Genomic DNA, 17,887 nt, shown 5'->3' on the forward strand with positions numbered 1-17,887 from the left:
GAACGCTTGGCTCGATCAACCAAGGCTGTCCTTGCGTTGCGAGAGGGCGCCCATGCGGAGGGAAATCCTCGTCCTTCGACAAGCTCAGGATGAGGATTTTGTGCAAGCTTCAGCTAACAGTCGTCCTCACCCTGGGCTTGTCGAAGGACGAGGGCGAGGGCGACCGCCACGACGCGTCCATATCCCAAGTGAATTCGATCCTAGTGAAGCGTCGTGGATCCGCTCAGCCAGGTGTCGAACGCGCGAGATTCTTGGCGATCCTGCTCCTCGTCCAAGGTCATCTCTTCCAGCAGGATGGCCGCCAGCAGCCACTCTTCGAGGTCTTCGACCGTAGCGCGGCCGTCCTCGATCGCTTCTTTGACGGTGTCGAGCAGCCATTCAACGGCGGCGTCGGGAGACTTGGTCATGGCGCGGTTCCCTGCGTAAGCGCCCTTAACCATACGCCCCGCGCCGGAGCCTTGCCCTGCGACATAAGGTCGAGCCGTGAGGGCGCGATGTCGCAGGGAAGGAGACCCGCGCCCTGAGAGTCGCGCGGGTCAGTCTGGGGTCTACTGGCCCTTCAGCTTGCGATCAAAGAAGTCCAGGTGGGTCTTCAGGACGCTGAGGCCCTTGGTCTTGCTGCCCGGGGCGCTGTGACGCTCGCCGGGATACATGGCCATCTCGAACAGGATCGCCTTGCGCTGCAGCGCCGCCATCAGGCGCGTGCTGTTCTCGAAAATGACGTTGTCGTCGGCCATGCCGTGCAGCAGCAGCAGGCTGCCCGGCGCCAGTTTGTCGAGCCGGTTGTTGATGTCCGAATAGGCGTAGCCGGCCTTGTTCTCGTCAGGCTTGCCCATGTAGCGCTCGGTATAGGCCGTATCGTACAGGCTCCATTCGGTCGGCGGAGCGCCCGCAGCGCCGGCCTTGAACGGGGTGTTCTCGGCGGTCAGCAGCATCAGGGTCATGAAGCCGCCGTAGGACCAGCCCATGACGCCCAGCTTGTCGGCGTCGACATAGGGCTGGCTGGCCAGGAACTTGGCGCCCAGCAGCTGGTCATCGACCTCGACGGTGCCAAGCTTGCGGTCCAAGGCGCGCATGAACTTGGCCGAGCGGTTGCCGCTGCCGCGGTTGTCCAGCTTGAAGATCACATAGCCGGCCTCGAGATAGGTGCGCTCCGAGGGGCTGTGCCAGCTCTTCATGACGCGCTGGGCGTGCGGCCCGCCATAGACCGAGACGATCGCCGGGTACTTCTTGGCTGGGTCAAAGCCGATCGGCTTGAGAATCTCGTAGTGCAGCGTTTCGCCGTCCGCCGCCTTCAGCGAGCCGAACTCCGGCTGCGGCAGGCTGGCGGCGTAGGGCCAGTAGGGGTGACCCTCGGCCAGCTTGTTCTCCTCGATCCAGCGCACGCGTTTGCCGTCGGCCGAGTAGAGCGCGGTCTGCGGCGGGGTCTTCGGGTCGCTGTAGGTGCCGGTGAAGGCGCCGCCGTTGTCGGCCACTTTCGCGGCCCACCAGCCGCCGGCTGAGGTCAGGGCCTTGGGCTTGCCGGGCTTGGCGTAGCTCACCTCGTAGAGACGACGCTCGATCGGCGTATCGATCGAGGCCGAGAAGATCGCGACCTTGCGCGCCTCGTCCACGCCTTCCAGGCCGATCACCGGCCAGTCGCCCTTGGTGACCTGGGCGATCAGCTTGCCGTCGGCGGCGTAGCGATAGAGATGCTGGTTGCCGTCCTTCTCCGAGCCCCAAAGGAAGGTGCCGTCCTGGAGGGGGCGGAAGTCGTTGCTGACTTCAATGAAGTGCGGATCGGTATCGGTGAGGATCGTCTTGCCCGCGCCCGTGGCCGCGTCGAAGGCCAGCAGGTCCAGCGTCTTCTGGTCGCGCGACAGGCGTTGGACATAGACCGTCTTGCCGTCGGCCGACCAGGCGACGCGCGCGACATAGATGTCCTTGTTGGCGCCGAGGTCGAGCGCCGTGATCTTGCCCGAAGCGAGGTCGCGGACGAACAGATCAACGACGGCGTTCGGGCGACCCGCGCGCGGATAGCGCTGGTTGACGACGGTGGCCCCGCCCGGACCGATGTCGGCGCGCGGCACGATGTCGACGCCGCTCTCGTCGACGCGGGTGTAGACGATGCGGCTTTCGTCCGGGCTCCACCAGTAGCCGGTGAAACGGTCGAGCTCCTCCTGGACGATGAATTCGGCCACGCCGAACGACAGGGCGTCCTTGCCCTCGGTGGTCAGCGCCGTCTCTGCGCCGCCGGCGACCGGCTTGATATAAAGGTTCTGGTCGCGGACGTACGAGACGTAGCCGCCCTTGGGCGAAACCTTGGCGTCGACCTCGTCGCCAGGCGTCTGCGTCAGGCGGGTGATCTTTCCATCGGCGACGGTGTCCAGATAGAGGTCGCCGTCCAGGGGCACCAGGATGAAGCGACCCTGGCGGTCCCAGCTGTACTCGACAATGCCGCGGGCCGAGACGCGGGCGCGTTCGCGGCGGGCCTTTTCGGCTTCCGAGAGTTCCTTGTCGCCGGAAGACAGCGCGGCGCTGTCGATCAGGCGATAGGGCTCGCCGCCCTTCACGTCGGCCGCCCAGAGGTCCTGGATGTTCGCGGCCTCGGGCTTGCTCTTCAGATAGGTGACGCGCTTGCCGTCGGGCGACAGCGCGACGCCCTTCGCCGTTGGCCCGCTGAGGCTGGGATCGGCGAAGATGCGTTCCGGGGTCAGCTTCTCCGCGAAGGCGGGCGTGGAGAGGGCGAGAACGGCCGCGAGCGCGGTCAAACAGGGCTTTTTCATGGCGCGGGACGCTAAGCGGGCGCGCCGTGCTTGTCAGCTATGAAGTTGTTTCCGACTTGCAACGCAGGTCGCGCTCAGCGGCACATCGCGTCGAGCGGCGAGAGATCCACAGGATTGGCCGGAACCGGCAGGCCCTTGGCGCGCAAAGCGGCGTCCAGCGTGGTCGGTTCGGGTGGCAGGCCAGGGTCGGTGTCCGTCCGGTAGAACGGGTGCTTCTGGGCTTCTGTCAGGGGCGTGAATTCAAAGCCCTTGTCCTGGTAGAGCTTGAACAGGCGACGGGCCATGCGCGCGTCGAAGGCTCCGCCATGCATCAGCAGCACATAGGGTATGTCCTGACCGTAGAGCGCCTGGCTCATGGCCCGCGCACGGTCAGCGTCAGCGGCTGCGCCGTCTAGAAAACGTCGCTCAAGTTCGGCGATCGCGGCCTGGTCGCCCTTGGCCACGCAGCGGGCGTAGGGCTCGTTATAGGCGTAGTCGCCAAAGCCCAAGGTGACGCTGGCGATCTTGTAGTGATTGGCGGCCAGCCAGGACCGGACGGCCAATCGCTTTTCCGCCGTGTCGCCTTCGGACAGGAAGGGATAGCGCAGCCAGCGCCAGTCTTCCTCGCCCATCAGGGCTTTCAACGCCGGCTCGTTACGTTCGATCTCGGCGATGAACGCCTCGGGCGTCAGGCTGGCGAGGTTCTGGTGCGACCAGGTATGGTTGCCCAGCGGCTGGCCCGCGTCGCGCCACATCTTGAGGACTGGCGCGGAGTCGGGCTCGCGTTCGTTCTGCACCGCGTTGATGAAGCCGAAGGCTGGCGCCTTGGCTTCCGCCGAGGCTTTCAGAAGATCGGCGGCGACTTGCACGCGGGTGACGCCCGGCGGCAGGGCGCTGTGGGCGGGAAGGTCGTCCCACGTGACGGCGATGACCGGCTTGTCCGCCGCTTGTGCTGCGCCCCCCAGCGTCAGGGCCAGGACGGCGGAGATCACGATGCGCATGGGTTAGCGGCTTTCGAACAGGCTCAGCGGAATGGCCTCGGCCATCGCCTTGTAGCCGGCCATGTTGGGATGGAGCCCGTCATTGTCATAGGCCGCAAGCAGATAGGTCGGGCGCGCAGGGTCGCGCAGCACGGCGTCCCAGTCGATCACCGCGTCGAAATTGCCGGGCGCGCGGATCCAGGCGTTGATCGTCTGACGCGCAGCCTCGGCCTCGGCCGGCGGGTGGTAGTAGGCCGATCCTGAGTAGGGGAGGATCGTCGCGCCGATGGCCTTGATCCCCTTGGCGCGAGCCTTGGCGACCATGCCGGCGTAGGCGTTGATCAGGTCCTGCGCCATGCGGGCGTTGGCGGCGGCGTCCTGGCTTTGATCTCGGTTCAGCACGCCCAGATCGTTGACGCCCTCCAGGATGACGAAGTGGGTGACACCCGACTGCGAGAGGACGTCCCGATCAAAGCGCGACACGCCGCTGGGGCCCAGGCCGTCAGCAAGCACGCGATTGCCGCCGATGCCGAGGTTGAGGACGGCGATGTTCCTGCCCTTGAGGCGTTCGATCAGCCCGTCCGTCCAGCGCAGGTTGGTGTTCGGCTGAACGCCGTAGCCGTCGGTGATGCTGTCGCCGAACGCGACGATGGCGGAGGCCTTCTCGGAGCCGACATCGACGCCGGCGATCTGGAACCAGCGGTCAGCGGTCTTGGCGCCGGGGAGGTCGGTCGCCGCAGTATGATCGCCGGTTAGGACATAGGACGTCGCTCGTGAGCCCGGATGCCCCGTCTGGACAGTGGGGGCGGCGGGGTAGTGCAGGCTGATGGCGAGGTGAGCCAGGGCCTCCACCTTCAGCTTGACCGGATCCGACCAGGTCTCGCCGCCGGCGGGGATGATCACGCGGGCGCTCGCCGAGAAAGTGAGCGGGCGGTCGGTCGCAGGGTCGATGCGGGCGGTGGCCGGCGCCGCCGACACCGCGATGCGCGCGGCGTCGATGGTCAGCGGCTGGGTTCCAAAGAGGTTGGAAAGCTTGACCCGCAGCGTGTCGCCGCCGATCGACACGCGCACGACCTGCCGCAGGGTGGCGTTGGGATAGTCCTCAGGCGCGAGGCTGTTCTTGGCGTCGGGCGCCAGTTGCGCGCTGGACCAGGCGCCGACCCAGCGTTGGCTTTCGGCCTGCGCGGGCAGGGCCAGCGCCAAGGCGAGGCCAGCGGCGACCCAGGCTGATCGCTTGAACATCTTCATGACCGTCTTCTCCCGCCCCGAGGCATCCTTCGTCGGTAGCGGTAACATTCGTAAGTCGTCCGTTCTGGCCCGTAAAGCGCCGATCCGAGGGGGCTGAGGCGACGAGCGACTGCGGCCGCTGGTCGCATTTCTCAAGAATCGCTTGCAACTGGGAGGATGTTAGCGCTATCAGTTGCGTGTGAGGCGCCGAGCGCCTCTGCCCTTCCTGGGCGTTTCCTCCCTATGACTTTTCAGCCCGGTCTCCATGGCCGGGCTTTCTTTTTGCGTATCGGGCGATCCGGGGCTTAAAGTGGGCGGACACGTCTGGAGTCCCGCCATGCCCGCCGGCAAGCCGTCCAAGAAGACCGAAACCCTGGAAATCCGCCTGTCGCCGGAGACCAAGGCCGCCTTCATGGCCCGTTGCCAGCGTTCGCGCCGGACCGCCAGCGAGGCGCTTCGCGGCTTCATTGAGCAAGACCTCGCGGCGCCGAAGTCCGCGCCGCGCCGCCGCAGTCTGGCGTGGCACGCTTTGGCGGCGGCCGTCGCGGGCCTGGCGGTGGGCGCGGTCGCCGCGCCGTCGCTGGCGCGCACGGCGACCTCGGATGCGGCCTTCGAACGTCTGGACGTCAATCACGATGGCGTTCTGAGCGTCGAGGAGTTCCGCGCGCGCTGAGGCGGGTCAGCGGATCGGCCGGGCGAACCGGTCCCACTGAAGATTGAGCCACGTCCAGGGCTTGTAGAGCGCCGCGCCGGGCTTCCATGACGCCAACACAAATCCGGCCTTGCCCAGGATGTTGTCGGCCGGCAGGAAGCCCACGCCGACTTCGCCCGGCCAGCGGCTGTCGAGCGAATTGTCGCGATTGTCGCCCATCATGAAGTACTGACCGGCTGGCACGACATAGGTCTCGGTGTCGTCGCCCGGCTGACCCGCGCCGCCGTCATAGGTCACATAGTGGCGGCCGTCGGCCTGCCGCTCGCCGACCTGCAGCACGGTGCGCTCAGGGGCGTCATGATCCTGTGTCACGCCCAGAGGCGTCTGGGGCAGCGGAACCTCATTGATAAACACCCGCCCGCCGGAGACGCGGACCCGGTCGCCCGGCAGGCCGATCACCCGCTTGATCCAGACCTGGCTGGGATCGCGGGGAAGTCGAAACACGACGACGTCGCCGCGCTTGGGACCCTTGCCCAGCAGCCGGCCAGCGGGAAGCGGCGGATGGAGCGGAACGGACGCCCGGCTCCAGCCGTAGGCGAACTTGGAGACGATGATGTAGTCGCCCGTCACCAGTCCCGGCTCCATCGAGGAGGAAGGGATGGTGAAGGGCTGAAAGACCACGACGCGCAGGGCCAGGGCGATGGCGAGGCCGGCTCCCACGATGCGGAGTATTTCGAGGATTTCCCGGCGGAGCGTGGTCGGCGCGGAGGGGGGGACGATGTTGGTCATGCGCTGAGCTGAGCCGCAACGGCCGGGCATTCGCCAGCAAGACCGTGTCGGGACGGTCTGGTTTCGTGTCCGGACAAGCGTCCGCGTTGCTCGCGAACCGCAAGAACGGGCCAGGTTCACGCTGAAAAAGAGGGCGCTGACGCGGATGGAAATCCTCGTCCTTCGACAAGCTCAGGATGAGGATTTTGTGCGAGCCGAGGTCAGCAGTCGTCCTCACCCTGAGCCTGTCCCCCGGGACCGACCAAAGGTCGGCCCGAGGATAAACTCCGGGCGAGGGCGGCCGCCAAGACCTCATCAACACTCAACGCCAAACAGCTAAAAAGAAAGGGCCGGACCACGCGCGTCCGGCCCAAGGTCGAGGGGAAAAGAAAGGGTTAGAAGGACTTCTTGATCGACAGGTAGACCTGACGCGGCGGGGCGGTCAGGACGGTCTGGGCCGTACCGGTCGGATCGCTGTTGACGAAGCCGCCCGAACCGATGGTCGAGATGTAGTCCTCGTCCGTCACGTTGGTGACGTTCAGCTGGATCTGCGTGCCCTTGGTCCAGCCCTCGCCTTCGAAGCGGTAACCCACGGTCAGATCGGCCACCGTCGTGGACGGCGCCTGGCCGCCGATGTTCTCGTAGGTGTAGTAGCGCTTGTCCGTATAGGCGACGCCCAGCTTGGCGAAGAAGCCGGCCTGGTCGAACGCGATCTCGCCCTTGAAGATGTTCTTGGGCGTGTTGACCACGGTCTTGCCCTTGGTGCGGGCGCGGACCGTGCCGTCTTGGGCGACGACGTCGTTCTCGTACTTGGAGTCGTTGTAGGTATAGGCGCCGTAGAGGCTCCAGGCGTCCGACAGACGGTACGTGCCGGCCAGTTCCACGCCCTTGGTCTCCACCGAGCCCACGTTCGAGAGCACCGGGGCGTTGCCTTGGATCGCCGAGCCCTGCGCCACCGCCAGCAGGCGGTTGTCGAAGGTCACGTGATACAGCGCCGCCACGCCCTGGAAGCGCTCGGTGCGATAGCGACCGCCCAGCTCAAAAGTCTTGGAGCTTTCCGGCTCAAGCGTCTGGGCGATGTAGTCGACGCGCGCCTGGTTCTGCGAGGCGAACGGGCCCGAGGTGGCCGCCGAGACATAGGCGCCCATGTTCTCGGTGTAGCCGCCGAACACTTCAAAGTCGGGCGAGGCTTTGAAGACGAAGCCGACTTGCGGCAGGAAGTTGTCCTTGCTCTCGATCGTGCCGGCCAGGGCGTTACCGACCACCGTCTTGACGGTGTTCTCGACCTTGATCGCCTTGAAGCCGAAGTTGACCTTCAGCGCGTCGCTGATCGTCCACTCGTCTTCGACGTGGCCCGTCGTCGTCTTGGTTTCGAACGCATACTGCCACTGGGTGAAGAACGGGTTCGACTGGAAGTCCAGCGGGTCGCGCGACGGCGCAGCGGCCGTCTCGGCGTAGAAGCGGCGGGCTTGGTTGAAGTTGTTCACTTCGTGCCAGAAACCACCGCCCAGGCGGTGCGCGCCGATATCGACGGTCAGACCAGCGGTCAGGCCGCCGCGGTCGATGTCATACTCGGTGGTGCGGATCGACAGCGGGGCGGCCGTCGAACCGGCCGTGCCGAAGCCCGGGCTGGCGAGATAGGGCGTGTACCAAAGGCCCTGGCCCTTGTTCTTGTGCTGGTAGGCGGTGGCGTCCAGCGTCACACGGTCAGTGAGTTCGTAGTTCAGCTTCGCGCCATAGAGGTCGTCGTCACGCACGCCAGCGCCGGCGTAGTAGGCGTCGTCGACGGTGGCGAACGGCGCAGGGAGGGTTGTTCCGGTCTGGTAGGCGCGGGCGGCGGCGACCGCGAGACCCCAGTTGGGCTGGGTGTTGTCCCAGTCGCGGCCAAGGCGCTTGATCATGTCAAACGACAGGTCCTGGTAGTCCTGCTCGCGGCGCTCCGAGCGGTGGTAGAAGCCCGACAGCTCGCCGCGGTCGGCCAGCGGCAGCACCAGCTTGGCGTCGTACTGGCGCTGCTTCTGTTCGCCGCCGCCCTTCCACTTGTCGCTCTTCTGGTCGGCGACGGAAACGTAGGCGCGCAGGCCGCCGATCTGCTCGATGGCGCCGGTCTCGAACCGGCCGTAGAGGCGCTGCATGTTGTCCGAACCGCCGGTCAGCGCGATTTCGCCGCCCATCGCTTCGGAGGGATCGCGCGAGAAAAACTGCAGCGTGCCGCCCAGGTTCGAGGTCGAGGCCGTGCCAAGGGCGCCGGCGCCTTGGGCCAGCTCAACGCGGCCGATGTTTTCAGACGCGATGGCGCGGCTGATGTGCAGGCCGTTGTGGTTGCCGTAGCTCATGTCGCCCAGCGGCACGCCGTCGAGCGTGAAGCCCAGCTGGTTCTGGTTGAAGCCGCGGATCGAGATGCGGGTCGACCACTCGTAGGCGCCGAAGGCGTCGGCGGATTGGAACGTGACGCCCGGCAGCTTGTCGATCGCCTTCAGGGCGCTCGTGCCGGCGGCCTGAAGGCCGATGGCTTCGCTGTTCAGGGTCTGGACCTGGCGGCTCTGGCCCTGGCCGATGACGATGACAGCGTCGACTTCCGACGTCTCGGGCGGCGTGGCGTTGGTCGCGATGGGCGCGGTGTCGGCGGGTGTGTCGGCGGCGAAAGCCGGGGCGGCGACGATTAGGAGCGCGCCCGCGGCGGCGCTCAGCAACAGGTGGTTCTTCATGAAGGCATCCCCTTTGTTCCAGCGCTGGCGGCGCTGGCTGGGGGTCCGGCTAGCAGCGCTTGGCGACGCCAAGGCGAAGCTTCCGTGTCGGGTTTCCGACGGTATCGCGAATGAACGATGACAGCTGGGGGCGAGCCGATGCTTCGCGCCGCTGCGGCGACGATTGCGCGAAGGGCTCCGGACCGCTATTTCAGCGCCCAATCCCCGAAACATCGTCCAGCGAGATCGCGAGCCTCATGGCGCAGCAATACATTTTCCAGATGCAGGGCCTGACCAAGGCCTATCCCGGCGGCAAGAAGGTCTTCGAGAACATCTGGCTGTCGTTCTATTCCGACGCCAAGATCGGCGTCGTCGGCGTCAACGGCTCGGGTAAGTCTACCCTGCTGAAGGTCATGGCCGGTCTCGACAAGGAATTCTCGGGCGAGGCCAAGGCCGCCGACGGCATCAAGCGCGGCTATCTCCCGCAGGAGCCGGTGCTGGATCCGACTCTGGACGTCTGGGGCAACGTCATCGCCGACTGCGAAGACAAGAAGATCTTCGACAAGTACAACGAACTGGCGGCCAAGCTCGGCGAGGACTACTCCGACGAGCTGATGGAGGAGATGACCAAGCTCCAGGAGATCATTGACGCCAAGGATCTTTGGGACATCGACTCCAAGGTCGAGATGGCGATTGACGCCCTGCGCTGCCCGCCGAACGACGCCAATATCGAGACGCTGTCGGGCGGTGAGAAGCGCCGCATCGCGCTGGCTCGCCTGCTGCTCAGCAAGCCCGACATGCTGCTGCTCGACGAACCGACCAACCACCTGGACGCCGAGTCGGTGGCCTGGCTGCAGCATCACCTAGAAGAGTTCCCGGGCTGCGTCATCCTGGTGACCCACGACCGCTACTTCCTGGATCAGGTCACCAAGTGGACGCTGGAGCTGGATCGCGGCAAGGGCATCCCCTACGAGGGCAACTATTCGGGCTGGCTGGAGCAGAAGCAAAAGCGCGTCGTCCAGGAGCAGTCGGAATCGGAAGCCCGTCAGCGCGCGCTCACCCGCGAACTGGAATGGGTCCGCAGCTCGCCCAAGGCCCGTCAGTCCAAGTCGAAGGCGCGTCTGGCCTCGTACGAGGAAATGGTCGCCGCGCAGGAGAACGCCCGCGCCGCCCAGACCCAGGCTCACATCCAGATCCCGCCCGGCCCGCGCCTCGGCAACGTCGTGCTCGAGGTCAACGGCCTGGAGAAGGAGTACGGCGACAAGGTGCTGTTCAAGGACCTGTCGTTCCGCCTGCCGCCGAACGGCATCGTCGGCGTCATCGGCCCGAACGGCGCCGGTAAGTCCACCCTGTTCAAGCTGATCACCGGCCGCGAGCAGCCGGACCAGGGCACGATCAAGGTCGGCGAGACCGTCAAGCTGGCCTATGTCGACCAGTCGCGCGACGCGCTCGACCCGAACAAGACCATCTGGGAAGAGATCAGCGGCGGCACCGACGTGATGATCGTCGGCAAGCGCGAGATCAATTCCCGCGCCTACGTCGGCAGCTTCAACTTCAAGGGCGGCGACCAGCAGAAGAAGGTCGGCCTGCTGTCGGGCGGTGAGCGCAACCGCGTACACCTGGCCAAGACCCTGGCCACCGGCGGCAACCTGATCCTGCTCGACGAACCGACCAACGACCTGGACATCGAAACCCTGCAGGCCCTGGAAGAGGCGCTGGAAGAGTTCGCCGGCTGCGCCGTGGTCATCAGCCACGACCGCTGGTTCCTGGACCGTCTGGCGACCCACATCCTGGCCTTCGAGGGCGACAGCCACGTCGAATGGTTCGAGGGCAACTTCGAGATGTACGAGGAAGACAAGAAGCGCCGCCTGGGCGCCGACAGCCTCATTCCGAAGCGGATCAAGTTCCAGAAGTTCGCGCGGTAGGGCGCGGCGGATCGCGTGAACTTGAAAGGCGATGGCTTTGGCCGTCGCCTTTTTCGTATCGGGCGCCTGAGATAGAGGGTTGTACAGCTCAACTTGAAATAGTGTACTGACGCGTGCGTTGCAGTTCGAAGTTGGGCGGGGTTTCGTGAGTACTTTTCAGACGATCGCTTCGGGCGATCTGAAGGGCGTCGTCATCAGCGGTGACGGCAAGACCGCCTACGTTTCGAACGGGGAGGGTGTGGTAAACGCCTTCACCATCGCGACTGGCGACTTCGTCGGGCGATGGACTGTCGGCAAGACCCTTGGTGGCATGGATGTGTCGCAAGATGGCCGTTTCTTGGTTGCGACCGAGCGCACCTACACGACTACTGAAACGGGCTACGTCAATGCGACCATTCACGTCCTGGACCTGCTGACCGGGCAGGTTCGCGACTACACCACCGTGGTTCAGAGAAACGGCGACGGCCCCTTCTACGACGCGGTGTTTACGGCCGACGGCAACATCGTGTTGTCCCAGAGCTATCAGGGGTCGGGTTGGGAGCCGCTGACGATCCTGAATCCAGTCTCCGGGACGTTCACCTTCGGCTCGCAAGGTTACTACCAGGACGGCATCCTCACCGCCTCGGGCGACGGGACCCTGGTCGTCCATGCCCAGAATGGCATCTCGTCCCTGCCGCTCCAGATCTACAAATCCGGGGTTGGGGTCACCGCGTCACGCGACGCTTCCGATGATGGTCTTAGCGGTTATGGCGCACAAGCCGTCTCGCAGAATGGCAATCTGATCTACCGGAGCGGCGCTCTTTATGACGGCGACCTGAACCTCAAGGGCTCCTTGTCCACGCTCCAGAAGGAGCCCATCACGGCAGTCGGAGCCGTCTTCAGCGCCGATGGCGCTAGCCTATACCTCCTGAACAACGACGATGGCCTGATCCTGCAGGTTTCAACCACGGACTGGTCGATCCTGCGGGCCTTTGCTTCAGGCCTGACCAAGAGCGACCGCTACAGCCAGTTGTTCTCGGGGTACGCCTATGGCGATCGCCTCAGCCTGTCGTCCGACGGCAAGTACTTGCTCGTCCTCACCGACAAGCTGCTGAACGCCATCAACCTGTCGACCGCGAGCCCCATGGGCGGTTCGGACGGCGCGAACACCCTGATCGGCGACGCTTCGGTCAACCTGCTGAAGGGCTATGGCGGCGCCGACGTGCTAGACGGTGGCGCGGGCGATGACAGCCTGTACGGCGGCAATGGCGACGATCGGCTGATCGGCGGCGCGGGCGATGATGTCCTGGACGGCGGGCCTGGCGTCGACACCGCCGACTACAGTACGGCGGCGGGCGCGATCACGGTCGCTCTGACCACGACCTACATGCAGGATACCGGCGGCGCGGGGCGCGACACCCTGACCGGAATCGAGAATGTTGTCGGCGGCAGCTTCGCCGACACCCTAGGCGGCGACGCCAACGCCAACCGCCTGGATGGTGGCGCGGGCGACGATCTCCTCAAAGGGCAGGCTGGCGGCGACACGCTCAACGGCGGGGTGGGCAATGATGTCCTCAACGGCGGGATCGGCGACGACGCCCTCAACGGCGACGCCGGTATCGACATCGCCTCCTACGACGACGCTGCCGCCGGTGTCCGGATCGACCTGACCAAGGCCGGCGTCCTACAGAACACGCGCGGCGCCGGCTTTGATCGCCTCACCGGGATCGAGGGCTTGAAGGGGTCGGCCTTCGCCGATGTCTTCCAGGGCTCGGCGGACGACGAGCGCTTCGAAGGGCGCGGCGGCGACGACGTTATCGACGGTGGCGGCGGCGAGGACACGGCGATCTACGGCGCTGCGTCGACCAACTATAGCTGGACGCGCAACGTCAACGGGACCTGGACGGTGCGAGACTTGCGGCTCTCGGGGCCGGAGGGCGGCGACATGCTGCTCAACGTCGAGAAGCTGCAGTTCTCCGACAAGACCGTGGCCCTGACCTCGGGGGACGCAGGGGTCACGCTCAAGGACGTTCTGCCGGCGATCTCGGCCGAGACCGTCGTCACCGGCCAGCTCGTCGACGCGCTGCTGTCGTCCGACGGACGTACGGCCTATGTCTCGAACAGCGAAGGCTATATCTCGGCGCTGAACACGGCGACCGGCGAGGTCTCGGCGCGGTGGAAGGTCGGCGTTCAGCTGGGCGGCATGGATCTGTCGACGGACGGCCGCTACATCGTGGTGGCCGAGCGTGCGCTGGAAAACGGCAAGGGCAGCCAGTGGAGCTATACCGCGACGGCCAAGATCCATGTCCTGGATACGCTCACCGGCCAGGTGAAGGACTACGCCACCCAGGTCAACGGTTACGAGGGTAGCTTCTACGACGTCGCCTTCACCAGCGACAACAAGGTGATCTTCACGCAGTCCGGCTATGGTTCGGGGGCGCCGCTGGCGTCGCTCGACCTGGCGACTGGCGTTTTCACACGGTCGAGCCAGTCATACTCGCAGACCGACACGATCACGACGACCGTCGATCGCAGCAAGGCGCTGTTCACCGATACGGGGGTTTCTGACGCCCCCCTCTATCTCTACACGGCGGGCGTCGGCCAGACCGCCTATCACGGCATGTATGCCGATGGGGTCTCTGGCTACAACGGCGCCACCGCCATCTCGGCCAACGGAGCCTTGATCGCGCAGGCTTCCGGCGGGGGCCTCTACATTTATGACAGTGCGCTCAAGTTCATCGGCGACGTGTCCAAGACCCACCCTGAACTGGTGGGCGCCAGCATCTTCGGCATGAGCTTCAGCCCCGACGCCTCGCGTCTCTATGTGGTCGATGCGACGACGGACCGTGTCTTCCAGTACATCACCGGTTTCACCATGGGGCCCTGGACCCTGGAGAAGGTCTATTCGCTGGGCGTCGACGTGGGGCTGAGTCCGTCGGGGTACTACTCGGGGAATTTCGGAAACCGTGTGCTGGTCAGCGCTGACGGAACCCGAATGCTGATCAGCGGCGACGCCAATGCCGTCTCGGTCAACCTGTCCACGCTGAAGGCCGACGGCGGCACGGACTCTGCCGACACCATCGTGGGGACCAGCGGGGCTGATCGTCTCCAGGGCTTCACCGGCGACGACGTGCTGTCGGGCGGAGCGGGCGACGACACCCTTATCGGTGACGGTGAGAACGATGTCCTTTCAGGCGGCGCCGGCAATGACCGTCTGGACGGCGGGACCGGAAACGACTGGGCCGACTATCGCGACGGCTTCACCGGAGTCACTGTCAATCTGAGCCTGACCTACGCGCAGGACACCAAGGGCGCGGGCGTAGACACGCTGACAACCATCGAGAACCTGTTTGGCTCGGCGTTCAGCGACACGCTGACGGGCGACGCCAACGCCAACCTGATCTTTGCCGGCGCGGGCAACGACCTCGTCCGCGGCGGCGGCGGCGCGGACACCCTGATGGGCGAGGGCGGCAACGATATTCTGCATGGGGACGACGGCGACGACAGACTCTACGGCAATCAGGGCGTCGACATCGCGTCCTATGAATTCGCCAGCAGCGGCGTCACCGTCGACCTGACCAAGGCTGGCGCCCTGCAGAACACGCGTGGGGCGGGCGTCGACTTCTTGGACGGGATCGAAGGCCTGAGGGGCTCGGCCCACGCCGACACGCTGACGGGCGACGCCATCGCCAACAGCCTCGACGGCGGCGCCGGCGACGACATCCTGTACGGCGGCGACGGCGCCGATGATCTGATCGGCGGCGCGGGCAACGACCAGATCGACGGCGGCGTCGGCGACGACACGGTCTTCTACACCAGCTGGAAGTCTAACTATTCGGTGGTGAAGGCGGCCGACGGCACGATCACGGTCACCGATTTGCGCGCCGGGTCGCCGGACGGCGTCGACCGCCTGATGAATGTCGAGAACATCGTCTTCGCCCAGGAGCCGTCGGCGGCCGAGGTCGCGCGCGAGATGGACTTGATCCTGCGGCAGGTCTTCACTGGCAATTCGGCGCTGACCGCGATGCTGGAAGATCTGTTCAAGCGTTGGGGGGCTGGCCAGCTGACGTCTAGCCAGGTGACCGCCGAGATCGTCAAGGCGGCCGGCGCCACGACCTCGGTTGCGACCCTCGCCTACGAGTTCTTCACGGGGAAGATTCCTGGGGAGGCGGGCCTGAACTATCTGGTTGCGCCCACGGGCCCGAACCCAAACAACCTGAACAGCGCCTACTACCAGACCTTCAATCTCGAGAACCGCTACATCAATTTCGCGGTCAACCTGGGCAAGCTGGGCGAGGGCAAGGAGGCGTTCGCGGCCAAGTACGGGGCGCTGTCGATGGTCGACGCCACGCGCGAGGCCTACAAGACCATCTTCGGCGCGGCGCCGACGGACGCCAAGATCCACGCGATGATCGACACCCGCGTCGACTATTTCGCGGCCTACGGCGGCGATGGGCCCAACGGGGTCGGAACCAAGGCGGCGATGGTGGGCTGGCTTCTTGCGGAGGCGCAGAAGGCCGACCTTGGCGTCATGGTGAGATCCAACGACGCTTGGCTCACCGATCTCGCCGACGGCTCGGCCCCCTTCGCCGTCAGCCTGCTGGACCCCTCGAACGGCTACTACAAGGCCGACTTTGTCTTCGGCGGATGATAGCGATCTGAGCGCGTCCGCCGGCTCAGAGGCGGGCGCCGCGGCTGGCGAAGGCGATCGGTCAAAGGGAACTCGTCGGTGCGGCGCGGGGTTGTTGGCGGGCCACGCTCGGCCCGACAGGAGACCCCCATGACCGATCAAACCCTCGCTGGCCGCAAGGTCGCCGTGCTCGCCACCGACGGCTTCGAGCAGTCCGAACTGGAAAAGCCCGTCGAGGCGCTGAAGGCCGCCGGGGCCATCGTGGAGGTGGTCTCGCCGAAATCGGGCGAGATTCAGGGCTGGGAGCATCACGACAAGGGACGCGCCGTGCCGGTCGACCGCGAACTCTCGGCGGCCCGTCCGGAAGACTACCAGGCGATCATGCTTCCAGGCGGTGTGATCAATCCGGACGCCCTGCGGCTTGAGCCCAAGGCGATCGATTTCATCCGCCACTTCGTGACCGCAAAGAAGCCAATCGCGGCCATCTGCCATGGTCCCTGGACCCTGATCAACGCAGGCGCGGTGGAGGGACGCGAAGTGACCTCGTGGCCGTCGTTGGAGGCTGATCTGACGAACGCCGGCGCCCGCTGGGTGGATCGCGAGGTCGTCGTGGACGATGGCCTCGTCACGTCGCGCAAGCCCGATGACCTGCCGGCTTTCTGCGCCAAGATGATCGAGGAGTTCGCCGAAGGGCGGCGCTAACGGTCGTAGAGCCTTCGGGCGCGGCGGCGCGGATGGCGACAAGCCGCCACGCCGCTTTGGTCTGTGCAAACGCCGCAGGTGGAGTAGCTTGAACGAAAGACGCGTTTGACGCTGGCGCTTTCGACCGGCGCTTCGGAGGAAACGGATGCCGCACACCGCCGCCGACAAGCCCCACGTCCTGCTTTCGCACGAAATGCTGATGCCGTTGCAGCCGCTCCTCGAGAGCGCCTACGTCGTGCATCGGCTGTGGGACTTTCCGGACCGGATGGCCTTCCTTGAGGGGCCGGGGCAGAGCATCCGAGCGGTCGTCCATGCGGGCGAAATGGCCCTGAGCCGCGACATGCTGGCCGAGATGCCTCGCCTGGGCCTGATCGCCTGCGTCAGTGTCGGCTACGATGGCGTCGACGTGCCGTGGTGCAAATCGCACGGGATCGCGGTGACGCATTCCACCGGCCTTAACGCCGGGGATGTCGCCGACCACGCGGTGGGCTTGGTGTTGGCCGCTTGGCGCGGGATCGTCGAAGGCGACCAGCGCCTGCGCGACGGGCGCTGGTCGCACGCCGAGCGGATGGCGCCGCGCCACGGGCTTCGGGGTCGGAAGGCGGGGATTGTTGGTTTGGGGCACATCGGCGAAGCAGTGGCCCATCGCCTGAGCGCCTTCGACATGAAGGTCGCCTGGTGGGCGCCGCGCGCCAAGGAGTCGGCCTATCCGCGCGCCGAGAGCCTGATGGCCCTGGCGCGCGAGAGTGACGTGCTCATCGTCTGCGCCCGTCCCGACGCATCCAATCGGCATTTGATCAACAAGGCGGTGATCGAGGCCCTCGGACCGCAGGGGCTGATCGTCAATGTCGCGCGCGGGTCGCTGATCGACGAGGACGCATTGATCGAGGCCCTGAAGTCCGGGACCCTTGGCATGGCCGCCCTCGATGTGTTCGAGACCGAGCCGACGCCGGCGGCGCGGTGGGCGGATGTGCCCCGCACCGTACTGACGCCGCACACGGCCGGCGCGACCCTGGACAGCATTCCGGCCATGGTCAGCCTGACGCTGGAGAACCTGCGCCGGTACTTCCATGGAGAGCCGCTGGCGACGCCTGTCGCGGCCTAACCTGAGAAGGGAACGTGCGCGGCGCGGACTTGATCGTCGCGCTGTGGCCCCTGCTAAGGTGGTCCGAGGATTGGGCGAGCGCGCTGGAGACCTGACATGGCCAAGGTGCTGGGACTGGGCGGGGTCTTCTACAAGGCCGAGGACCCCAAGGCTGTGCGCGATTGGTACGCGCGGGTTCTGGGTTTTGAGATCCATGACTGGGGCGGGGCAGTGTTCGAGCATCCCCGGTCGACCTCGACGACCTGGTCCCCGTTCGCGGCGGACACCCAGTACTTCGCGCCGTCGACCGCGCCGTTCATGATCAATTTCATTGTCGATGATATGGATGGGGTGCTGGCCAAGGCGGCCGCCGAGGGCGTCGAGCCTGTGGGCCGCCAGGACGAGGACGGCATGGGGCGCTTCGCCTGGCTCATAGACCCCGCCGGGGTGAAGATTGAGCTCTGGGAGCCCGTCAAAGGCGACTCCGAGGCACAAGTTTCTCTTGCCAA

The 17,887-nt window shown here is 65.8% G+C and carries 10 protein-coding genes and 4 pseudogenes; 7 read left to right on the plus strand and 7 right to left on the minus strand.

The features are described from left to right. Positions 1-52: 52 nt before the first annotated feature. A pseudogene (locus J2X45_RS00830) lies at positions 53-157 on the plus strand (hypothetical protein); the annotation flags it as partial. Between the two features lie 43 nt (positions 158-200). Here the strand turns inward: J2X45_RS00830 and J2X45_RS00835 are convergent. The 4 genes and pseudogenes from J2X45_RS00835 to J2X45_RS00850 form a co-directional block, all read right to left on the minus strand. Beyond that, positions 201-407 (minus strand): hypothetical protein, encoded by a 207-nt coding sequence (locus J2X45_RS00835; protein WP_310209974.1) that lies wholly within the window; start codon positions 405-407, stop codon positions 201-203. Positions 408-548: 141 nt separating this feature from the next. Beyond that, the gene (locus J2X45_RS00840) at positions 549-2,765 is read right to left on the minus strand and encodes a S9 family peptidase (RefSeq protein WP_310209977.1); all 2,217 of its coding nucleotides are present in this window, start codon (positions 2,763-2,765) and stop codon (positions 549-551) included. Between the two features lie 74 nt (positions 2,766-2,839). Continuing rightward, positions 2,840-3,745 (minus strand): polysaccharide deacetylase family protein, encoded by a 906-nt coding sequence (locus tag J2X45_RS00845; protein ID WP_310209979.1) that lies wholly within the window; start codon positions 3,743-3,745, stop codon positions 2,840-2,842. A 3-nt stretch (positions 3,746-3,748) separates the two neighbouring features. Beyond that, a pseudogene (locus J2X45_RS00850) lies at positions 3,749-5,107 on the minus strand (SGNH/GDSL hydrolase family protein). A 181-nt stretch (positions 5,108-5,288) separates the two neighbouring features. On the opposite strand from J2X45_RS00850, the gene J2X45_RS00855 reads away from it, so the two are divergent. Further along, positions 5,289-5,624, plus strand: coding sequence for an EF-hand domain-containing protein (locus tag J2X45_RS00855; RefSeq protein ID WP_310209982.1), 336 nt, complete (start codon positions 5,289-5,291; stop codon positions 5,622-5,624). Positions 5,625-5,630: 6 nt separating this feature from the next. Here J2X45_RS00855 and lepB read toward each other — a convergent pair whose 3' ends face one another. The 3 genes and pseudogenes from lepB to J2X45_RS00870 form a co-directional block, all read right to left on the minus strand. Beyond that, a complete protein-coding gene (lepB, locus tag J2X45_RS00860; protein WP_310209984.1) occupies positions 5,631-6,392 on the minus strand; it encodes a signal peptidase I in 762 nt (253 codons plus the stop codon). Between the two features lie 148 nt (positions 6,393-6,540). Then, a pseudogene (locus tag J2X45_RS20285) lies at positions 6,541-6,681 on the minus strand (hypothetical protein); the annotation flags it as partial. 85 nt (positions 6,682-6,766) lie between these two features. Next, a complete protein-coding gene (locus tag J2X45_RS00870) occupies positions 6,767-9,079 on the minus strand; it encodes a TonB-dependent receptor (RefSeq protein WP_310209987.1) in 2,313 nt (770 codons plus the stop codon). A gap of 236 nt (positions 9,080-9,315) precedes the next feature. Between J2X45_RS00870 and ettA the strand changes: the two genes are divergently transcribed. The 5 genes and pseudogenes from ettA to J2X45_RS00895 all read left to right on the plus strand — a co-directional run. Next, positions 9,316-10,983 carry an energy-dependent translational throttle protein EttA gene (gene ettA, locus J2X45_RS00875; RefSeq protein WP_062095192.1) on the plus strand — a complete coding sequence of 556 codons (1,668 nt, stop codon included), beginning with the start codon at positions 9,316-9,318 and terminating at the stop codon, positions 10,981-10,983. Positions 10,984-11,128: 145 nt separating this feature from the next. Then, a complete protein-coding gene (locus J2X45_RS00880; RefSeq protein WP_310209989.1) occupies positions 11,129-15,613 on the plus strand; it encodes a hypothetical protein in 4,485 nt (1,494 codons plus the stop codon). Positions 15,614-15,742: 129 nt separating this feature from the next. Next, positions 15,743-16,294, plus strand: coding sequence for a type 1 glutamine amidotransferase domain-containing protein (locus J2X45_RS00885; RefSeq protein ID WP_310209992.1), 552 nt, complete (start codon positions 15,743-15,745; stop codon positions 16,292-16,294). A gap of 145 nt (positions 16,295-16,439) precedes the next feature. Next, entirely contained in the window at positions 16,440-17,399 is a 960-nt protein-coding gene (locus tag J2X45_RS00890) for a 2-hydroxyacid dehydrogenase (protein ID WP_310209996.1), read from the plus strand. A gap of 96 nt (positions 17,400-17,495) precedes the next feature. Next, positions 17,496-17,870 (plus strand): annotated as a pseudogene (locus tag J2X45_RS00895) (VOC family protein); the annotation flags it as partial. Positions 17,871-17,887: the final 17 nt, after the last annotated feature.

The sequence above is a fragment of the Caulobacter sp. BE264 genome, from assembly GCF_031457805.1.
Classification (GTDB): domain Bacteria; phylum Pseudomonadota; class Alphaproteobacteria; order Caulobacterales; family Caulobacteraceae; genus Caulobacter.

Coding starts and splice junctions, on each gene's coding strand:
- J2X45_RS00835 (WP_310209974.1), bottom strand. CDS start 407: ATGACCAAGTCTCCCGACGCCGCCGTTGAATGGCTGCTCGACACCGTC.
- J2X45_RS00840 (WP_310209977.1), bottom strand. CDS start 2,765: ATGAAAAAGCCCTGTTTGACCGCGCTCGCGGCCGTTCTCGCCCTCTCC.
- J2X45_RS00845 (WP_310209979.1), bottom strand. CDS start 3,745: ATGCGCATCGTGATCTCCGCCGTCCTGGCCCTGACGCTGGGGGGCGCA.
- J2X45_RS00855 (WP_310209982.1), top strand. CDS start 5,289: ATGCCCGCCGGCAAGCCGTCCAAGAAGACCGAAACCCTGGAAATCCGC.
- lepB (WP_310209984.1), bottom strand. CDS start 6,392: ATGACCAACATCGTCCCCCCCTCCGCGCCGACCACGCTCCGCCGGGAA.
- J2X45_RS00870 (WP_310209987.1), bottom strand. CDS start 9,079: ATGAAGAACCACCTGTTGCTGAGCGCCGCCGCGGGCGCGCTCCTAATC.
- ettA (WP_062095192.1), top strand. CDS start 9,316: ATGGCGCAGCAATACATTTTCCAGATGCAGGGCCTGACCAAGGCCTAT.
- J2X45_RS00885 (WP_310209992.1), top strand. CDS start 15,743: ATGACCGATCAAACCCTCGCTGGCCGCAAGGTCGCCGTGCTCGCCACC.
- J2X45_RS00890 (WP_310209996.1), top strand. CDS start 16,440: ATGCCGCACACCGCCGCCGACAAGCCCCACGTCCTGCTTTCGCACGAA.